Source organism: Streptomyces sp. NPDC058525 (assembly GCF_042719495.1).
Lineage (GTDB): Bacteria > Actinomycetota > Actinomycetes > Streptomycetales > Streptomycetaceae > Streptomyces.
In genome coordinates this window covers 1-14235 of the sequence record NZ_JBHXNP010000158.1, presented here as the reverse complement: position 1 = coordinate 14235, position 14235 = coordinate 1, and the positions used below count along the sequence as shown (strand labels likewise).

Sequence of the window (14235 nt, the reverse complement as noted above, 5' to 3'; positions counted from 1 at the left end):
CCGCGGTCGGAGTGGAAGACGACCGGCGCTTGGGGTTGCCGTTGGTGGCAGGCGGCTTTGAGCGCGTCCGCGGCCAGCTGGGTGCCCAGGTGGTCGGAGGTGGCCCAGCCGATTACGCGGCGGGAGGCGATGTCGATCACGGTGGCCAGGTAGAGCCATCCCTCGCCGGTCGGGATGTAGGTGATGTCACCGCACCAGCGGGTGTCGACGGCTGCCGGGTCGGGCCGAAAGTCGCGTCGCACCAGGTCGGGGCGGGTTTGCGCGTCAGGGTCGGGCATGGTGGTGCGTTGTCCTCGCCGGCGGTGCCGGCCGGCCAGGCCGGCGGCCTGCATCAGGCGGGCGACCCTGCGCCGACCGCAGGCATGCCCGTTGCGCAGGAGTGCGGCGTGGACGCGCGGGGCTCCGTAGAGGCCCCGGGACTGCTTGTGGACCTCGGTGATCCGGGCACTCAGCTCGGCATCGCGGGCCGCCCGGGGACCGGGAGCAGCGGTTCGGCGGGCGTAGTAGGCGGACCGGGAGACCTTCATCAGCTCACACGCCCTCTTGACGTTGTGACCTGCCTGCTTCTCCGCCTCGATGAACGGGTCGACCGTCACCGGGTCCCCCTCGCGAAGAAAGCCGTGGCCCGCTTGAGGATCTCGATGTCCTCCCGCAGACGGCGGTTCTCCCGCCGCAACTCCGCCAGTTCCGCCCGCTCGTCCCGCTCCAGGTCCTTGTGCTGGTGGCTTTCGTCGGCCTGGGCCAGCCACAACCGCACGGCAGTCTCGGTCAGGTCGAAGTCCTTCACGACCTCGGGCACCGACCGATCACCCCGCAGGCACATCTCCACGATCTCGGCCTTGAAATCGGCCGTGAACTGCCGCCTGGGCCGCGGCTTCTTCTTCGGCATGTTCTCCATCATGGACACCCCTTCCCGGGCACGAGCCCAGATCTCGGATGTCCGCCAAACCGAAGCAACCTCACGCCACTGCCGCAACGCGACGATGGACTTGTGGGAGCTGTGCCAGCAGGCTGCGTACACCTTGCGCGCCAGCGGCTGGGGCAGCCGCAGCGGCACCTGCTTGGGAAACCCCCCGTCCCGTGAACCTGGCCAACGCCCGGAGAGCTCCGGCGACAGCCGTGGAAACAGCTCTCTGCATTGTGCGTTGGATACGGTCCCGGCCAAGGTGTCCCACCTCGACCACGAAGCCCAGCTCACCGACCTACGCAATGGCCGGCAGGTGTCCCCGATGGCGCGGCGAACCGAGTGCCTCGACACGTGCGAGCGCGCCTGCGTCATCGTCATCCAGCCCTCCCGAAGGCCGCAGGGCTGGAGGACGCCTGGTCTGGCTCGACCAGGTCAACGCCCCCGAGGCCGCTGCCGACATCGGTGTCTCGACGCGACGGCGAGACGCCGAGGACGGTTCGGGTTCTGGTACTTCGGGAGCGGGTGAAGTCGGCAACCAGGGGCAGGGGAACCGTTTCAGATGGCGGCTGTGACGACTTTCTGACACAGTCGAACTGCAAGTGCATTTCGTTGCCGCTTGCCTACCCCCTACCTGCGGGGCCCATCCGATCCTCAGGTTGTGTCAGAACCCGGAGGTGGGAGATGCGTCGAACGACAATTTCCGCAATCGCTATAACCGCAGTGCTATTTTCGTCAGCGAATGTATGTGACCCAGGGCCTGGTGCCGGGAGCCAGCCAGCGAAGAAGCTTCTGGCCGCGATCAACGAGAAGCGAGCCGAGGCAAATTGCCTTCCGGTGCAAGGCGATGACAAGTTGCGTGTTGCGCAGACCGCCACGTAGTTGACACCCATCAGAACCCGGTCGTCTACTCGCAGTCAGACCCTGACAAGCCGAACTACCGTGATCCCCACATCAGTTCAGACAATGTCACTGGTCCATTGAAACGAATTCAGAACGCGGGCTACTCGCCCATCGGCCGCTGAGGTGAAATCGCGTACGTGAATCTGAATGCTGGCACTGAGGACGCGGCAATCCAGAAGAACATGAACTTCTGGTGGAATGAGAGCCCGACACACAAAGCTGTCATCGCGACTTGTGACTTCACCCACGTCGGCGTAGGCCTGCTCTACCCCGGGGGTAAATGGTTCTCAGTGGTGGTTTGGGGTAGACACTGAAAGTGGGTACGGTATTGACGGCGGGCCAGCGCCAAATCGGGCGTTAGCGAGGTTTCGAATGAAGCTCAAACGCATACTGGCGGCCGCAATTCTCCTGAACTCTATCCCCTTCGCTGGGGTAACCGGGCCTGGCGCCGCCGCCACTACCCACTCTGTTGTAGTGACGGGCACAATGCGACTGCAAGAATATGACGACGTCGGTAGCGGAGCTTCTCGGAGTTACCCCTTTGAGAAATCGACCACTATAAGACATGGTGACAAGCCGGAGATCCTGAGAGTGGAATTTTGTGTGGGCGACGAGCTCAGGGGTGTCTTGGATGTACTGCTGCAACTCGACAGCTCTGACGTGATCCATGCCGGACCACACCTCAAAATGTACGAGGGAGACTCCTGTGAAAGTAGAGACCTGGACGCTGAAAAACAGTATCTGAACAGCAAGATCTCAGTGGGTGGATCTAGGGAATGGATTACCTCGCTAACAAACGACGAATTCATGTCTCTTGATTCGGTTTCGGCAAGTTACAGCGTCACCCACAACACACCTCCAAGGTCTCCCCAAACGGTTCGCGTCACAACCCCAAACATTGGAGCCCTTTGCACCTTTCTAGGGAAGCCTTGCAAGTCGAAGACTGTTACCGTGACTTGGAGCGATCTTGCACCCAATGAGACGGGTTACGAAGTCCTGAATGTGACATCCGGTCAAACGGTACGCCTTCCGCAGAATAGCGAGATTTCCATTTGGCCCGGCCTCGACCGGAACATCGAACAATGCTTCCGGGTTCGCGCCGTCAATGGCCTAGGGGTTTCCGACTGGTCGCCATCCGATTTTGTAATAAACCACGGCGGTCGGGTTTGCACGTAACGGTCCCGCACAGAGGGTGCTACATCAGCCCCACAATTGATCGACGTTCACGGGCACGGGATCGAAACTGGTGTAACCGGACCGCTGTCAATGATCCCCCCACCGCCCGACCACGTTGCGGAGGGAGCTGCGCGTTGCTGCAGCCCGGCCGCCGACCTTCATAAATGGTCAGGACGATGCCGACTTCGCAGGTGAATGCTGGCGAAGCGATCACCAAGATGCCCTGCGACTTCTCTCCCGCCCGGATGCGCTGCATGCTCACGGCGCAGCTCATCGCCGACGCCACCGAGGTGCTGTGCGGCCTTGGCTCGTACCAAGGAACTGGCGCGGAGGCGGCCCTTCTGGCCCAGGCCGGGCACCCCGATGCCGGCGCGCGGTGGCCGATGGGCTCGGCACGCACAGGGAGTCTGCGTATGTGTCCGATGAAGCCCGTGACGCACTCCTGGCGATGATGGCCGACGCTGACACGGACGTACGGATCGCGGCCTGCCGCAACGCCGGACATCAGGAACGCCGATCCCGCTCTGACCGACGCCGTGGTGGCCCTCCTCGACGACCCGGAGCGTCGGGTCCAGCTCGTCTCCGTGTACGGTCTAGCCCTCCACGATGACGAGCGGTGTGTGGCGGCGGCCCGCCTGGGCCCGCCAAGGGCCGGCTTCCGAGCCGAGGAGACGAGCTGCTTCGGAGCGGCGTGGTGGTACGAGTGGCGCCGCGACGGCAGTTGACGTTAGCCCGAGCCCGAGCCCGAGACCGATGCCAGGTGGCAGGTGGAAGGCGGCCCGGAGGGTGGGTTGGTGGATGGCTGCGATGAGGAGTTCATCGACCTCTGAGGCGCGTGCGAAGCGGTTGACGGTGCCGCGGCTGAGCGTGCGATCGCAGAAAGGCTGACGCCGCGTTCGATGCGCTCGTGGAATGCAGGTCGTGACCGCGCAGAGTTGGACATTCACGGACGGCCGCAGCCTCTGGTCGCCCGCACCCGCCAACGCCATGGTCCCGCAGCCAGGACGCGAAGGTTGCTGGGCCCCGGTCGGCTGCTCAGCGGCCTACGGCGCGACTTCGACGCAGCCCCGCGGGACTCTCCACACCGTGGAGCTTCGGTCAGGTCGAGGGCCGCGTCACCCGCGTCAAGCGCATGGCCTACGGCCGAGCCAACCTCGACCGGCTGTGCCCATGCGTACTCCTGGGCTCGTGACCGTGCGGCGTTCGAGATCCCCCACAGGGTCGAACTGTGTGAGCGTCCACAACACTGTTTCAGATGTGGGAGGTGAGGCCGCTGGCAGGGTCGTGGGAGATCAGCGTCGGTATCCCCGGGTCATACTGGACGACCTCGGCGGTCAGCAGGGCCTGTCGTTGACTGGTCGTCGCGACCTCCTTGAGAAACCGCAGCACAGCAGCAACCCCTGCTCCGTCGAGGATGTTATCGGGCCAGACGGAGAACTCGATCTCCTCCTCGAAGAGGGGCCAGGCGGAGAACCACACGGCGCCGAAGCGAGCCTGGAAGCAGAAACTGTGCTCCTGGCCCTCCGGTTCGTCTGCCCAGAAGCGGACGAGGTCGGCGACGGCGGGATGCACGGGATCGAGCCGGTGGTAGGCGTGCTCCACCTTGGTCTCGTCGGCTACAACACGCAGGTGTTCGAGGATCGCGATCCACTCGACGCGGGTCGTGTCGAGGACTCGGATGTCCCTCAGGCTGCCGTCGAGATAGAAGACCTCGCACATCCACGGCTCGGGCAGGCACCGCGCGCGGGTACCGCGCTCAGCGGCGTGGACGTCCTCATGCGTCAACTCGACCGGCCTCCTCGCGTTCGCCTCCCCCATGGCACCAGAGTAGGACGCCGCGGTATGGAAAGCCCTGCCCGGCCGGTTCGCCGGAGGCTGCCAGGTCTTGCGGCAGCACAAGATCCCCGACAGAGCCGAATTGGATGACCGCTGACAGGGATCGCTTGTCCGCTCGTCGGCACTGAAGCTGGCTCCCAGCGGACGCCTCAGGTTACGGACACCGGGCCGACCTCGGACGCCCTGAAGCGGGAGACATGAGACCTGTCGAACGGCTCTTCCAAATATCGCAACTATGATAGTTGGTGTAGGGTCCGGTGTTATGGAGCCGAGGACGTATTCGACGATCGACCTGCGGAAGCAGATGGGGCAGATCCTCGACCGGACACGTATTGCGGGTGAGCCGGCTGCGATTACCCGCAAGGGCAGGACGCTGGCCTACCTTGTCCCTGCCGAGTGGTTTGAGCATTACCAGCGGCTCACCCGTTCCGATGCCGTTCCGCCCGTCGGCGATGACAGTGAGGACGCGGCCTGAACAGGCTGCCCGCGCTACAGTAGAGCCCCCGTCATGACCGCGCAGCCCGTCCGCTTCGACGGCCCCGGCGACGACCGCCGCCGGCTGCCCCCGATGCCTGAACGCACCCCCCAGGCTCTGCGCCTGGCCATCCAGGACCACGCCCCGCACCTTCCGCCGGATTTCGAGGCGCACTGGCGGCGGGCGATCGGTGACACCTTCAACCTCACGTCCGTACCGGTCTTCCTGCACTTGTGGTGGACCCAGTACGCCATCGCGCGTGACCGCGTCCTCGAGGCGCGTCTCGCTGATCTCCAGGCTCGTGCGGCCAAGGAAGACGACCCGCGGGAGTCCAGCCGTCTGCTGGCCGGGTACAGCCGCCTGCGCGTGATCGCGGCCTCAGTGGAGCCCGGCGAGTGACCGGTGATCCTCATGAGGCGCGTCCGCCGTGGCAGATGGACTGGACGGCCGAGGCGCGCCTCACGTTCGATGCCATGCCCGCCGGCGGTCACCAGCTGGTCCTGGCGGCCCGCGCGGAGCTGATCACAGCCGTGAGCCCCTACTACCGCGGCATCGACGCCGATGCGCACCTGCCGCACTGGATCACTGTCCGGCCCCTGGCCTCTACCAGCCCAGGTGGCGAGTGCATCGCGGACCTCGCCGGCGGCCGCGGTTGGCTGGTCTTCACTTTCATCCGCCGCCACGCCGAGCCCCAGATCACCGTCACCGACGCCTTCTGGGCCTGACCACCAGCCGGGACCTGCCTGACCTGTGCGGTGACGCTGGCGGTGTGCGCGATCCCGACCCGTGCTGGATGACCCTGGGGCGACGCTGGACGATGCGACCCGGTCCTGCTTCGAGTCCTCGGTGCCGGCGGTGGCGGCGCGCTTCGGTTGGCAGGTCGAGGCGGCTGCGCCGGAGGACGAGTGCCCGGTGTGCGGGGCAGGGTGGTGCTGGCCAGTGGTGGCTGGGCGTCGTGCGGCTGGTGGCGGAAGTCCCGGCCACGCGGACTGACCGGCGGGCGTTCGTGGACATCACCGCCAGTCAGGCCCCATGCGATTCCGAGGCACGCGAGCAAGGCTGCGTGCCCGGCAACACGGACCGCAGCTTCCGGCTTGAGCACTGGGAGTACGACAGCGAGCGCATCGAGGGCTTCTCCTACGACGTCGGAGGAGTCCTCATGGCATCCGCTGGGGCCGCCGACGAGTCGGAGCCAGTGACCGTACTGACCCACTGGCAGCTCAGCCCCCGCCAGCTCGTCTGCCTCCGGGACAGCGAAGACCCCAACTGCAGCCAGGTCTTCGCGATTCACGACGTGCAGTATGGCGCGCTGCGGGAGCTCGCCTTCGCCCCGTCAAGACGGACCAGCCCCTTCGCATTGGGCTGGTTGCGGAATCGGCTGGCGAGGTGATCGGCGTGGCGGTGGGCACGGGTTTGAGCATGAAGCTCGAGGGTCTGTCGGTGTCCGAGCAGACCGTCATGCGCCGCATGACCTATCTGGACTTCCTGGCGGTGCGTGCTGGTCGCGGGGAAGGGCTGGGAAGCCGGCTGGCCGAGACTTTTCTCGACTGGTATCGCGCGAAGGGCTGCCGCGTCGCCCTGGCGGGCATCGCGCCCGGCTGCCCCCCGCTCATCAGTCTCCTTCTACCGGCACTGGGGCTGGCGGTGGGAGCGCCCGCCGCGGACCTGGGCGTCCAGATCGGCAGTGACCCTGTCGTGATCAACGAGAAGCCTGTGTGTACAGCCTGGCTCCCGCTGGTGCCCGAGGTATGCCCGTCTCTCGCGGTCGTGCCCGGCATCCTGGTGGTCACTGGCATCTTCGACTGACCGCGGCGCACCGGCCAGCGGCAGCGACACCTGCGTCCCCCCTGGTCGTCTGCGGAAATGTCCGGCTGAAGTGGCAGTTCAGCGGGGTGTGGGAACAGTTGCGCTGGTCCACGGCAGTGTGGTTCGGCGCCGGTGTCAGGGGGTGGTGGTGTCGGGGCAGATTATGGTGATCATGACGAGGTCGTCTGTGGGTTCGAGGTCGGGGTGTCGAGTTTTGAGGGTGGCGTCTGACATGGCTGCGCAGCCGTTGGCTTTTTCGTAGTGGAGGAAGGTCTCGCTGGTTTTGTCTGTTGGCTTCCATCCGTGAGTGGCTGTGTTTTTGTACCCCTGGGCGAGGGCTTGACGTGATGTCTCCTTGTCGTGGGTGCCTATGAGGTCGGCCATGTGGGGTGGTGCTAGTGGTCTTTCCGGGTTGGAGACATCGATGCCTGCAGAGGCCATGGCTTCTTTGAGCTCCGAGGTGGCCTCCTTCGTTGTCTTGAGTGGGGATGCCGACGCACGGCGGGAGGGAGTCACTGTCTTGCTGTCCGATGAGCCTTGTGCCTTGCTGCTGGCTGTGCCGCATCCAGCTGTAAGTCCCATGGCTATCAGGGCCGCTAGTGTTCTGATCTTCATCTTTTCCTCTACCTGCAAGTCACAGGTATTTCCCGTGCTCTGGGAGAGTTTCGCATGGGCCGCGATGGGGTGTTTGCGGAGGCTGCCCGGCCCGAGTGGGCAACCGGTCCAAAGGGCCGGTCCCGGGGGTCAGTGAACTCAGCCCAGCCCTGTGTCTTGGGATCGCCTTCGCCGACCGCCCATGACCGCGTCCTCCTGGTGGACCTCTGATGTCCTTGCGGGCGGACACCTGATTGCCTCGGGCAACAGCCTCGGCGCGTGCTACGCCTCCGAGGGCGTCCTGCCACACGCCGCGGATGTACCGCCGCCTGTCCTCACAGCTGGCCAAGGCCCGGCGCGAGGGCCGCTTCCCCGACCCGATCGACACCCTGCGGGGAGTCCACGTCCCGGCGGCCTGGTCGGACGTGGGCACGTTCCTGAGCGAGGCCCCGGCCTGGTTCCGCCTGGAGCGTACCGAAGGCCAGCAGCACGCCCTGTACGTCGCGGCCGAGGAGGACACGTTCCGGGAGCTGCTCACCGGCTGGCTCGCCTCTTTCGGCATTCCAGAGATCGGGCAGCGGATTCAACGGGTTGCCGGCGAAACGGGGAGCAGCGCTGCGTGCGGCTGCTGATCGCCACCGCACGGTGAGGGATTTCGTCGTCTCCGACTGGGACCAGAGCGGGGTCCACCTGTTCTCGGCGCTGGCCGAGGATGTCACGGTGTTCGCCGCTGTGGATGCCCCGGAAACGGAGGTCGTCTTCGAGCGCCTGGCCGTGACCGAGCAGCAGATCGCCGACTGCGGACTGCCCACCGCGCCGCCGAAGGCCAGTGATCGCCGTTCGTTCAGCGGCACCTCCACCACCCAGGCCGAGGCCATGCCGCCCTACGTCCTCGCAGCCGTGCTGCAGGCCGCGATCACCTCCCACCGTGACATGCGGGGCGTTCCGGGGGACCCGCTATTGGGCGGGCCGCTCAGCTCCCCATACATGGCTGGTGGTCACCGTCGGGCAACGGGCGGGACCGTTCACAGACACCCGGCCCGGTCGAGCGACACACTCGGCAAGCGAGACCCGGCACACCGGTTCAGTCGGCGTAAGGTGCGTATCCGAGGCTCTCCAAGAGACGGCGGCGTTCGTCTTCCTCACGCTCAAGGAGTGCTGCCAGGATTCCAGAATTCTGGAAGGAGGACGAGCGCTGTGGGGAGCTGAAACACCTCGATGGGACCTACGCGTCGTTGCGCTGCCAAGGCAGGAAGGTGGTGCAGGCAACATTGGTACATGCCTTGTACCTGATCATGCTGCCGTAACCGCCCAGGGCGTTGTAGCTGCTGTTCTCGTAGTAGTCCTTGTTGCACACGCCTACCTGGTCACGACCGAGGTCGTTGATGCACTGTCCGGTCCGGTAGGTCACCCACGCCCCGCTGGCGTCTCTTAGCTGGTTCTCCCACTGGACTGAGATGCGCCCCGAGTTGGTAGGCGATGTATGGACCTGCCAGACGTCGCCGTAGGGCTGGAAGCAGACCCAGCCATCGCTGTTGGGTGCGGAGAGGATGCCCGCGCACCCGACTTGTCCGGGAGAGGCGTAGTTGGTCTCCCAGGTTGCCGCGGCGGCCTCAGGTGTGCCGAGGTTGGTGGCGGCCATGAGCGCCACCGCAGAGGTCGCGAATGTCAGAGTGCGTTTCATGTACGGCATGGTTCCGCACTCTTTCGTGCTCTGAGGAGTACCAAATTGGCCACCCGACGGCCGCGGCCAGGCCCTCATTGGTGCCGTGCACGATCAGCTCCCTACTGGGATGAGGGGAATGCGGGCCGCCGGGAGCCCCGTCCGGCAGGATGCCGGTATGACAAACCGATACGGCGAGCCCATACGCACGGCGCGCGAGACGATGTGCCCAAAGTGCGGCCGGAACGCATGGATGATCCACATGCGCGTAGTCGGCGACGTCGACGTCCGCCGCTGTGAAGAGTGTGACGACGAGGTCGAACTCGACCTCTGGGTGTACGCGAAGCCGAGCGAGGTGACCCTGCCCGGCGCCGGGTGAGAGTCCGCGTCTAGCGTCCGGCGTCCCTGCCTGCCACCGGTCCCGAGGTCCGGAGATTGTCCTCACGGTGGAGCTGGTCCCGGCCGACGACGGCACCCTGGTGCGCCTGACGCAAGACAGCTTCTTCGCCGAGGCCTCCCTGAGGGAGAACGACGAAGCCTGGCTCCGGATCCCCCCGACGAGGTGCCCGTGGCGCAGCGGTGACCGCCGCCCCAGCCGACAGGCACGCGGGCGGGCGCCGGGTCTCCACACCAAGGAGACGCGGTCCGCAGGCTTGGCCGACCATGCCGGTCAGCTGCTGATCTCGTCCACGACCAGTCCGGCAACGTGGCCGCCCTCGAACGACGTCTAACCCAACTCGCCCGTGAGACCGCACCAGATGCCATGGTCGCGGGGGCATGCGAAGTCCTCGCCAGGATCCTCGGTCGTACTCGGTGGGGGCCAACCGCGTTGGCGAAGATCGCGAGAATCGAAAACCTGCTCGTCAGTGATCCCGGTCCTCTGCTAGGAAGGAGCGCCCGGCATACGGGTAACACACGCCATCCAAGGGGGGACTGGCATGAGCAGATCTATCACCGCCCATCACAGACGTGGCCGGACACGGGTCATCCGGCCGCTGACTGTTACGTCTCTGGTGCTCGGCCTGGTCGTAGTCGCACCGCAGACCGCTGCGACCGCAACGGAACCTGGGTCCACGCCCGAGGCCGCAGCCCTGCTCGACGCGGGGCGCGTCTATCTGCAGAACCGCGCCGATCTCGTGACGACCTCCGCCAACACGGCTCGTGTCGCGCGTGTTCAGGCGGCGATGACGGCTCCCATGGCCGCGGGACTCCAGCAGGAATCAGCCGCCCTCGCTGAGCGCGGTGCTCTTCTGGAATCCGTGAACGGGGGCTACCGCGCGGCAGAGGTCTCTGTGACCCCCGAGCACGTCTACGTCAACGGCAACCAAGCCGTCGTGGACCTCGTCGAGGACACCAAGCTGTACTTCCCCACGGTCGCGCCCGGTGAGCCGGAGTATGAGGAGTACAGCCTCCCTCACACCCTCACCTACACCCGGGACTCGGCCTCGGGGACATGGCTGCTCAACAAGGACGTACCAAAGATCGACTCGAATGGGCCGGCACCCACGACCCAGTTCACCGAGCCGGCGCCTCTCCCGTTCAAGGAGCCGCCGTTCAAGCCGAATCCGGCTGAGCAGGGTCCCAATCCGCCGGAGCCCCCGCAGCCTGAACCGCCCAAGGTCGCGCCGCCGGCCTCGACGACTGGCGGCCCGGCCTCCGGGACGGAGCCGAAGGGCCTGGCGGGGGCCGGCGCACCCGCACCGGTGAGTGCGGCTGCTTCGTACAACTACACCGCGATGGCCAACTACGCGGACCGGTACTGGCGCACCCCGAACAGCAGCTACCGCACTTACTCCAGCGACTGCACGAACTTCATCTCCCAGGCGATGAGGGCCGGCGGCTGGGGTACCACTTCCGGCAGCGCGTCCAGCCGCGCGGACAACAGGAAGTGGTTTTACGGAAGCTTCTCGTGGACCACGAGCTACACCTGGGCCGGCGCGGAGAACTGGTGGTGGTTCGCCAGCCGCCATTCCGGCCGCACCTACATGCTGAACAGCCCGTGGAGCCTCGGCATGGCCGACGTCCTCCAGGCGGACTGGGACCGCAATGACGTCGTCGACCATACGATGATCGTCACCGCTGTGGGAGGGGGCGAGCGATACCTCACCTACCGGTCGAACAGCACCCACAACAGGAAGCTGAGCTCTCTACTGGCCGCCAACCCGCACGCGTGGTTCTATCCCCACCGGACGTGAGCGACGGGCCTGAGGAGAGATCATGACGTCACGGGCAATCAGAGGACTGGGCCTGGCGACAGCCGGTGCTCTTCTCGGCGTACTGGCGATCGCTTGCACAGGCGACCGCAGCCCGACAACCGGGGCCGGCTCCGAACGAGGGGCTGTGGACGCCTATGTGGCCGCACTCAACTCGAAAGACATCGAGGCATTGAGTGGGCTGGCAACACCGGGCAACGACGCGGACGCCGAAGTGGCCGATCGCGTCGGGCGGCTGGGCGGACGGCAGATGGAAGTCGCGAAGATGGAGCTGCGGCACGAGTTCGGACCCGAATTCGCCACGGCCCACCTGTCCCTCCGCGCCCAGGACGGCACGACTCAAGAGGAAATTCTTGGCTTGAGCCGTCACGATGGCCGCTGGTACGTCACCATGGGGCAGAACCCCAACCCAAGCAAAACACCGGCATCAACAGCTCGCCCCTAGACAGTGGGGTAGTGCAGGACTCATGCTGCGCCGTCTCGGCGGGCGCCAGGAGCCGGGCAAAGGCCGTGAGGAGCAGGAGCGCTCGCGGCGCCCCGGTCAGGACCCGGTTCACCCCGAAATCGGGCAGCCCTCCCGGGGCCAGAACGCCGACGAAGCCGAGCGGCGCCGCGAGGAAGGCCGGTTGCGTGCAGAGCGCGACCTGCGCGACGAGGACCTCTGACAAGAAGCGCACCACCCCACGTAGGCAGTGCCCGGCCGGTCTGGCACTCACCCGGCCGTGCACTGTCATGACTCCGCCCACCGCCGACCGGTAGGCCCGCCCCGCCGATCGGCGGAAGTCGCACCGCGCAGTGCAACCCGGTCGGTCGCTCTGTTCTCTGCCGGCGAACCAAGAGGGTGGGCCCCGGGTGCCGAGGATCCTCGGCTCACGCTCAGCTGTCCGCCCCTCGGGGCCCCAGAATTTCCCGCAGCCATACCCCGGCCCAGGCGGCTCGCCGTACAGCCGGGATCACCTTCCGTGCGGAGGCCCAGCCAGGAGGAAAGGCCGCCGCGTGAACGGAACGGTCGGCTTGTCCAGGGACGAGAGGGGCGACGATCATTTGGCCATGAGACCGGACGTCCAGACATTCGTTGGTGACGGACTGCTTCCCAACTGGGACGCGAGCGAGGAAGAACTCGACAGGCGCGACCAGCAGCTGGCAGCGATCTCCCGGCCGGTCACACCCGAAGAGGCCGCAGCGTTGGCCACGTGTTTCGGTTCCGACGACTGTTACGGAGTTGCCTGGCCGCTGGTGCACCTCATCGAGACGGCCCCCGGCCCGGTGCCGAGGCTGGAGGATCCGGGTCCAGAGGCGGGTGACTGGGCCGAGGTTCTGCGGGAGCGATGGGGCGGCGAACACCCCACGACTTGACGGATAACTGAATGAGGTGTCTTTCCCACGCAGTAGCCATGGGAAGAGGAACTCCTCACTGCGCGGCCTGGCGGCGAGGTCGAGACGCTAACGAAGTCCGTCGCCTACGTTCCCGCTCGCCCGGTCCCGTGACCGAGTCTCCATCGTGGAGGCGGCACGCGCCCGGGCATAGAGGACGAACACCATGACGTACATCGAAGACGGCCTGTGCGTACGGAACGGCTTCGCCGAAGGCCCGCTCGCCGATGCAGCGCTGGACCGTGCAGCCCGCGCCGGGCAGCTCCTGGACAAGCTGCAGGAGCGTCCGGAGACGATGACGGACGCGGAGCTCCGCGATGGGGTCAACCGCGCTCTGCGGTGTTTCATGCAGCGCCAGCCGCATGCCGACCAGGTCTTCGGTATTGCCCAGCAGATCCGTTGCGGGGTGCGCGTCGATTGGCTCGTGGCCGACCGGCTCGTCTGTGCCTGAAGTTCGCTGCCCCGCTTGGGGAGTGAGGGGCCCCTGGCCGGGCGGAGGCTGGGGGCCCCTCAGCGCGCTCCGCGGGGGGACGGATCGTGCACGCCCACGGACAACGACACCGGCGTCGGCCGGACACGGTTCCCGCCACAGGGCCCGCTGCAACGCGACAGTCGAAGGGGGAAGAGGCCAGGAGCGAGGACGGTGCGGCCGGAGGCCGCGCCAACGCCATGCGTGGGCTAGGGTCTGTTGCGAAAGTGGATCTTGTTCGTTCATGATCACGTCTTGTGGGACGTGGAGATCTGACGAACGGCCAGTGGGCCCGGCTTGAGCCGCTGCTGCCGCAGGGCATCAAGCCGGGCCGTCCGCAGGTGTGGACGCGGCGGCAGTTGATAGACGGCATACGGTGGCGGACCCGAACAGGCGCTCCATGGCGCGATGTGCCGGAACGCTATGGGCCGTGGGACCGGGTCTATGACCTCTTCCGCCGCTGGCAGCGGGACGGGACCTGGGCCCAGATCCTCACCCGGCTCCAGGCCGAGGCAGACGCGAAGGGCCTGATCACCTGGGACGTGAACGTCGACTCCACCGTCTGCCGGGCTCACCAGCACGCCGCCGGAGCGGCGAAAAGGGGGACCTCCAGAAGGAGCCGCCCGGCGGCGTCTTCGTCGAGCCGGCCGACCACGGCCTCGGACGCTCCCGCGGCGGGCTGACCAGCAAAATCCACCTCGCTGTCGAGCAGGGGCAGAAGCCGCTGTCAGTAGTGATCACGGCAGGGCAGAGGGGTGATTCTCCGCAGTTCGAGCCGGTCCTGGAAGCGATCCGGGTGCCCCGGCTCGGCCTGGGCAGGCC

At 66.4% G+C, this 14235-nt stretch carries 18 protein-coding genes; 13 read left to right on the top strand and 5 right to left on the bottom strand.

Features of this window, described 5'->3' with window-relative positions; all coding sequences use genetic code 11:
• Window positions 1-596: IS3 family transposase (locus tag ACFWP3_RS39890; protein ID WP_384231450.1), on the bottom strand; the 596-nt coding region annotated here is incomplete at its 3' end.
• Window positions 593-901 carry a transposase gene (locus ACFWP3_RS39885; RefSeq protein ID WP_362827502.1) on the bottom strand — a complete coding sequence of 103 codons (309 nt, stop codon included), beginning with the start codon at window positions 899-901 and terminating at the stop codon, window positions 593-595. The genes ACFWP3_RS39890 and ACFWP3_RS39885, both read right to left, overlap by 4 nt.
• Before the next feature lie 2258 nt (window positions 902-3159).
• Here ACFWP3_RS39885 and ACFWP3_RS39880 point away from each other — a divergent pair.
• On the top strand, window positions 3160-3435 hold the full coding sequence (locus tag ACFWP3_RS39880) for a hypothetical protein (RefSeq protein WP_384231445.1): 276 nt from the start codon (window positions 3160-3162) through the stop codon (window positions 3433-3435).
• A 799-nt stretch (window positions 3436-4234) separates the two neighbouring features.
• Here the strand turns inward: ACFWP3_RS39880 and ACFWP3_RS39875 are convergent.
• A complete protein-coding gene (locus tag ACFWP3_RS39875; RefSeq protein ID WP_384231443.1) occupies window positions 4235-4801 on the bottom strand; it encodes a hypothetical protein in 567 nt (188 codons plus the stop codon).
• Window positions 4802-5081: 280 nt separating this feature from the next.
• Between ACFWP3_RS39875 and ACFWP3_RS39870 the strand changes: the two genes are divergently transcribed.
• The 5 genes from ACFWP3_RS39870 to ACFWP3_RS39850 all read left to right on the top strand — a co-directional run bounded on the left by ACFWP3_RS39870 (window position 5082) and on the right by ACFWP3_RS39850 (window position 7100).
• Window positions 5082-5294 carry a type II toxin-antitoxin system prevent-host-death family antitoxin gene (locus ACFWP3_RS39870; protein WP_384231440.1) on the top strand — a complete coding sequence of 71 codons (213 nt, stop codon included), beginning with the start codon at window positions 5082-5084 and terminating at the stop codon, window positions 5292-5294.
• 33 nt (window positions 5295-5327) lie between these two features.
• Complete coding sequence (locus tag ACFWP3_RS39865) at window positions 5328-5693, top strand: hypothetical protein (RefSeq protein ID WP_384231438.1); 366 nt, start codon at window positions 5328-5330, stop codon at window positions 5691-5693.
• Window positions 5690-6019, top strand: a complete 330-nt coding sequence (locus ACFWP3_RS39860) for a hypothetical protein (RefSeq protein WP_384231435.1) — start codon at window positions 5690-5692, stop codon at window positions 6017-6019. The genes ACFWP3_RS39865 and ACFWP3_RS39860 overlap by 4 nt, the downstream gene beginning before the upstream one ends.
• A 281-nt stretch (window positions 6020-6300) precedes the next feature.
• Entirely contained in the window at window positions 6301-6684 is a 384-nt protein-coding gene (locus tag ACFWP3_RS39855; RefSeq protein ID WP_384231433.1) for a hypothetical protein, read from the top strand.
• A gap of 5 nt (window positions 6685-6689) precedes the next feature.
• Window positions 6690-7100, top strand: a complete 411-nt coding sequence (locus ACFWP3_RS39850) for a hypothetical protein (RefSeq protein ID WP_384231430.1) — start codon at window positions 6690-6692, stop codon at window positions 7098-7100.
• Between the two features lie 135 nt (window positions 7101-7235).
• Here the strand turns inward: ACFWP3_RS39850 and ACFWP3_RS39845 are convergent, their stop codons facing one another.
• Window positions 7236-7733 carry a hypothetical protein gene (locus ACFWP3_RS39845; protein WP_384231427.1) on the bottom strand — a complete coding sequence of 166 codons (498 nt, stop codon included), beginning with the start codon at window positions 7731-7733 and terminating at the stop codon, window positions 7236-7238.
• A gap of 278 nt (window positions 7734-8011) precedes the next feature.
• Here ACFWP3_RS39845 and ACFWP3_RS39840 point away from each other — a divergent pair, with 278 nt between their 5' ends.
• Window positions 8012-8326, top strand: coding sequence for a hypothetical protein (locus tag ACFWP3_RS39840; protein ID WP_384231424.1), 315 nt, complete (start codon window positions 8012-8014; stop codon window positions 8324-8326).
• Between the two features lie 593 nt (window positions 8327-8919).
• Here ACFWP3_RS39840 and ACFWP3_RS39835 read toward each other — a convergent pair.
• Window positions 8920-9378, bottom strand: a complete 459-nt coding sequence (locus ACFWP3_RS39835; RefSeq protein ID WP_384231422.1) for a hypothetical protein — start codon at window positions 9376-9378, stop codon at window positions 8920-8922.
• Between the two features lie 917 nt (window positions 9379-10295).
• Here ACFWP3_RS39835 and ACFWP3_RS39830 point away from each other — a divergent pair.
• From ACFWP3_RS39830 to ACFWP3_RS39805, 6 genes are all read left to right on the top strand, one after another.
• Window positions 10296-11552: an amidase domain-containing protein gene (locus tag ACFWP3_RS39830; RefSeq protein WP_384231419.1), complete on the top strand. Its 1257-nt coding sequence runs from the start codon at window positions 10296-10298 to the stop codon at window positions 11550-11552.
• 145 nt (window positions 11553-11697) lie between these two features.
• Window positions 11698-12015, top strand: coding sequence for a hypothetical protein (locus tag ACFWP3_RS39825; protein ID WP_384231417.1), 318 nt, complete (start codon window positions 11698-11700; stop codon window positions 12013-12015).
• 22 nt (window positions 12016-12037) lie between these two features.
• Window positions 12038-12235, top strand: coding sequence for a hypothetical protein (locus ACFWP3_RS39820; protein WP_384231415.1), 198 nt, complete (start codon window positions 12038-12040; stop codon window positions 12233-12235).
• 331 nt (window positions 12236-12566) lie between these two features.
• Window positions 12567-12926 (top strand): hypothetical protein, encoded by a 360-nt coding sequence (locus ACFWP3_RS39815; RefSeq protein ID WP_384231413.1) that lies wholly within the window; start codon window positions 12567-12569, stop codon window positions 12924-12926.
• 184 nt (window positions 12927-13110) lie between these two features.
• Window positions 13111-13395, top strand: coding sequence for a hypothetical protein (locus ACFWP3_RS39810; protein WP_384231410.1), 285 nt, complete (start codon window positions 13111-13113; stop codon window positions 13393-13395).
• Window positions 13396-13670: 275 nt separating this feature from the next.
• Entirely contained in the window at window positions 13671-14096 is a 426-nt protein-coding gene (locus tag ACFWP3_RS39805; RefSeq protein WP_384231408.1) for an IS5 family transposase, read from the top strand.
• The last annotated feature ends 139 nt before the right edge of the window (window positions 14097-14235 follow it).

Bases quoted from the DNA above. Each gene is read 5' to 3' on its own strand.
- ACFWP3_RS39885 (WP_362827502.1), bottom strand. From the start codon at position 901: ATGATGGAGAACATGCCGAAGAAGAAGCCGCGGCCCAGGCGGCAGTTC.
- ACFWP3_RS39880 (WP_384231445.1), top strand. From the start codon at position 3,160: ATGCCGACTTCGCAGGTGAATGCTGGCGAAGCGATCACCAAGATGCCC.
- ACFWP3_RS39875 (WP_384231443.1), bottom strand. From the start codon at position 4,801: ATGGGGGAGGCGAACGCGAGGAGGCCGGTCGAGTTGACGCATGAGGAC.
- ACFWP3_RS39870 (WP_384231440.1), top strand. From the start codon at position 5,082: ATGGAGCCGAGGACGTATTCGACGATCGACCTGCGGAAGCAGATGGGG.
- ACFWP3_RS39865 (WP_384231438.1), top strand. From the start codon at position 5,328: ATGACCGCGCAGCCCGTCCGCTTCGACGGCCCCGGCGACGACCGCCGC.
- ACFWP3_RS39840 (WP_384231424.1), top strand. From the start codon at position 8,012: ATGTACCGCCGCCTGTCCTCACAGCTGGCCAAGGCCCGGCGCGAGGGC.
- ACFWP3_RS39835 (WP_384231422.1), bottom strand. From the start codon at position 9,378: ATGAAACGCACTCTGACATTCGCGACCTCTGCGGTGGCGCTCATGGCC.
- ACFWP3_RS39830 (WP_384231419.1), top strand. From the start codon at position 10,296: ATGAGCAGATCTATCACCGCCCATCACAGACGTGGCCGGACACGGGTC.
- ACFWP3_RS39820 (WP_384231415.1), top strand. From the start codon at position 12,038: ATGCTGCGCCGTCTCGGCGGGCGCCAGGAGCCGGGCAAAGGCCGTGAG.
- ACFWP3_RS39810 (WP_384231410.1), top strand. From the start codon at position 13,111: ATGACGTACATCGAAGACGGCCTGTGCGTACGGAACGGCTTCGCCGAA.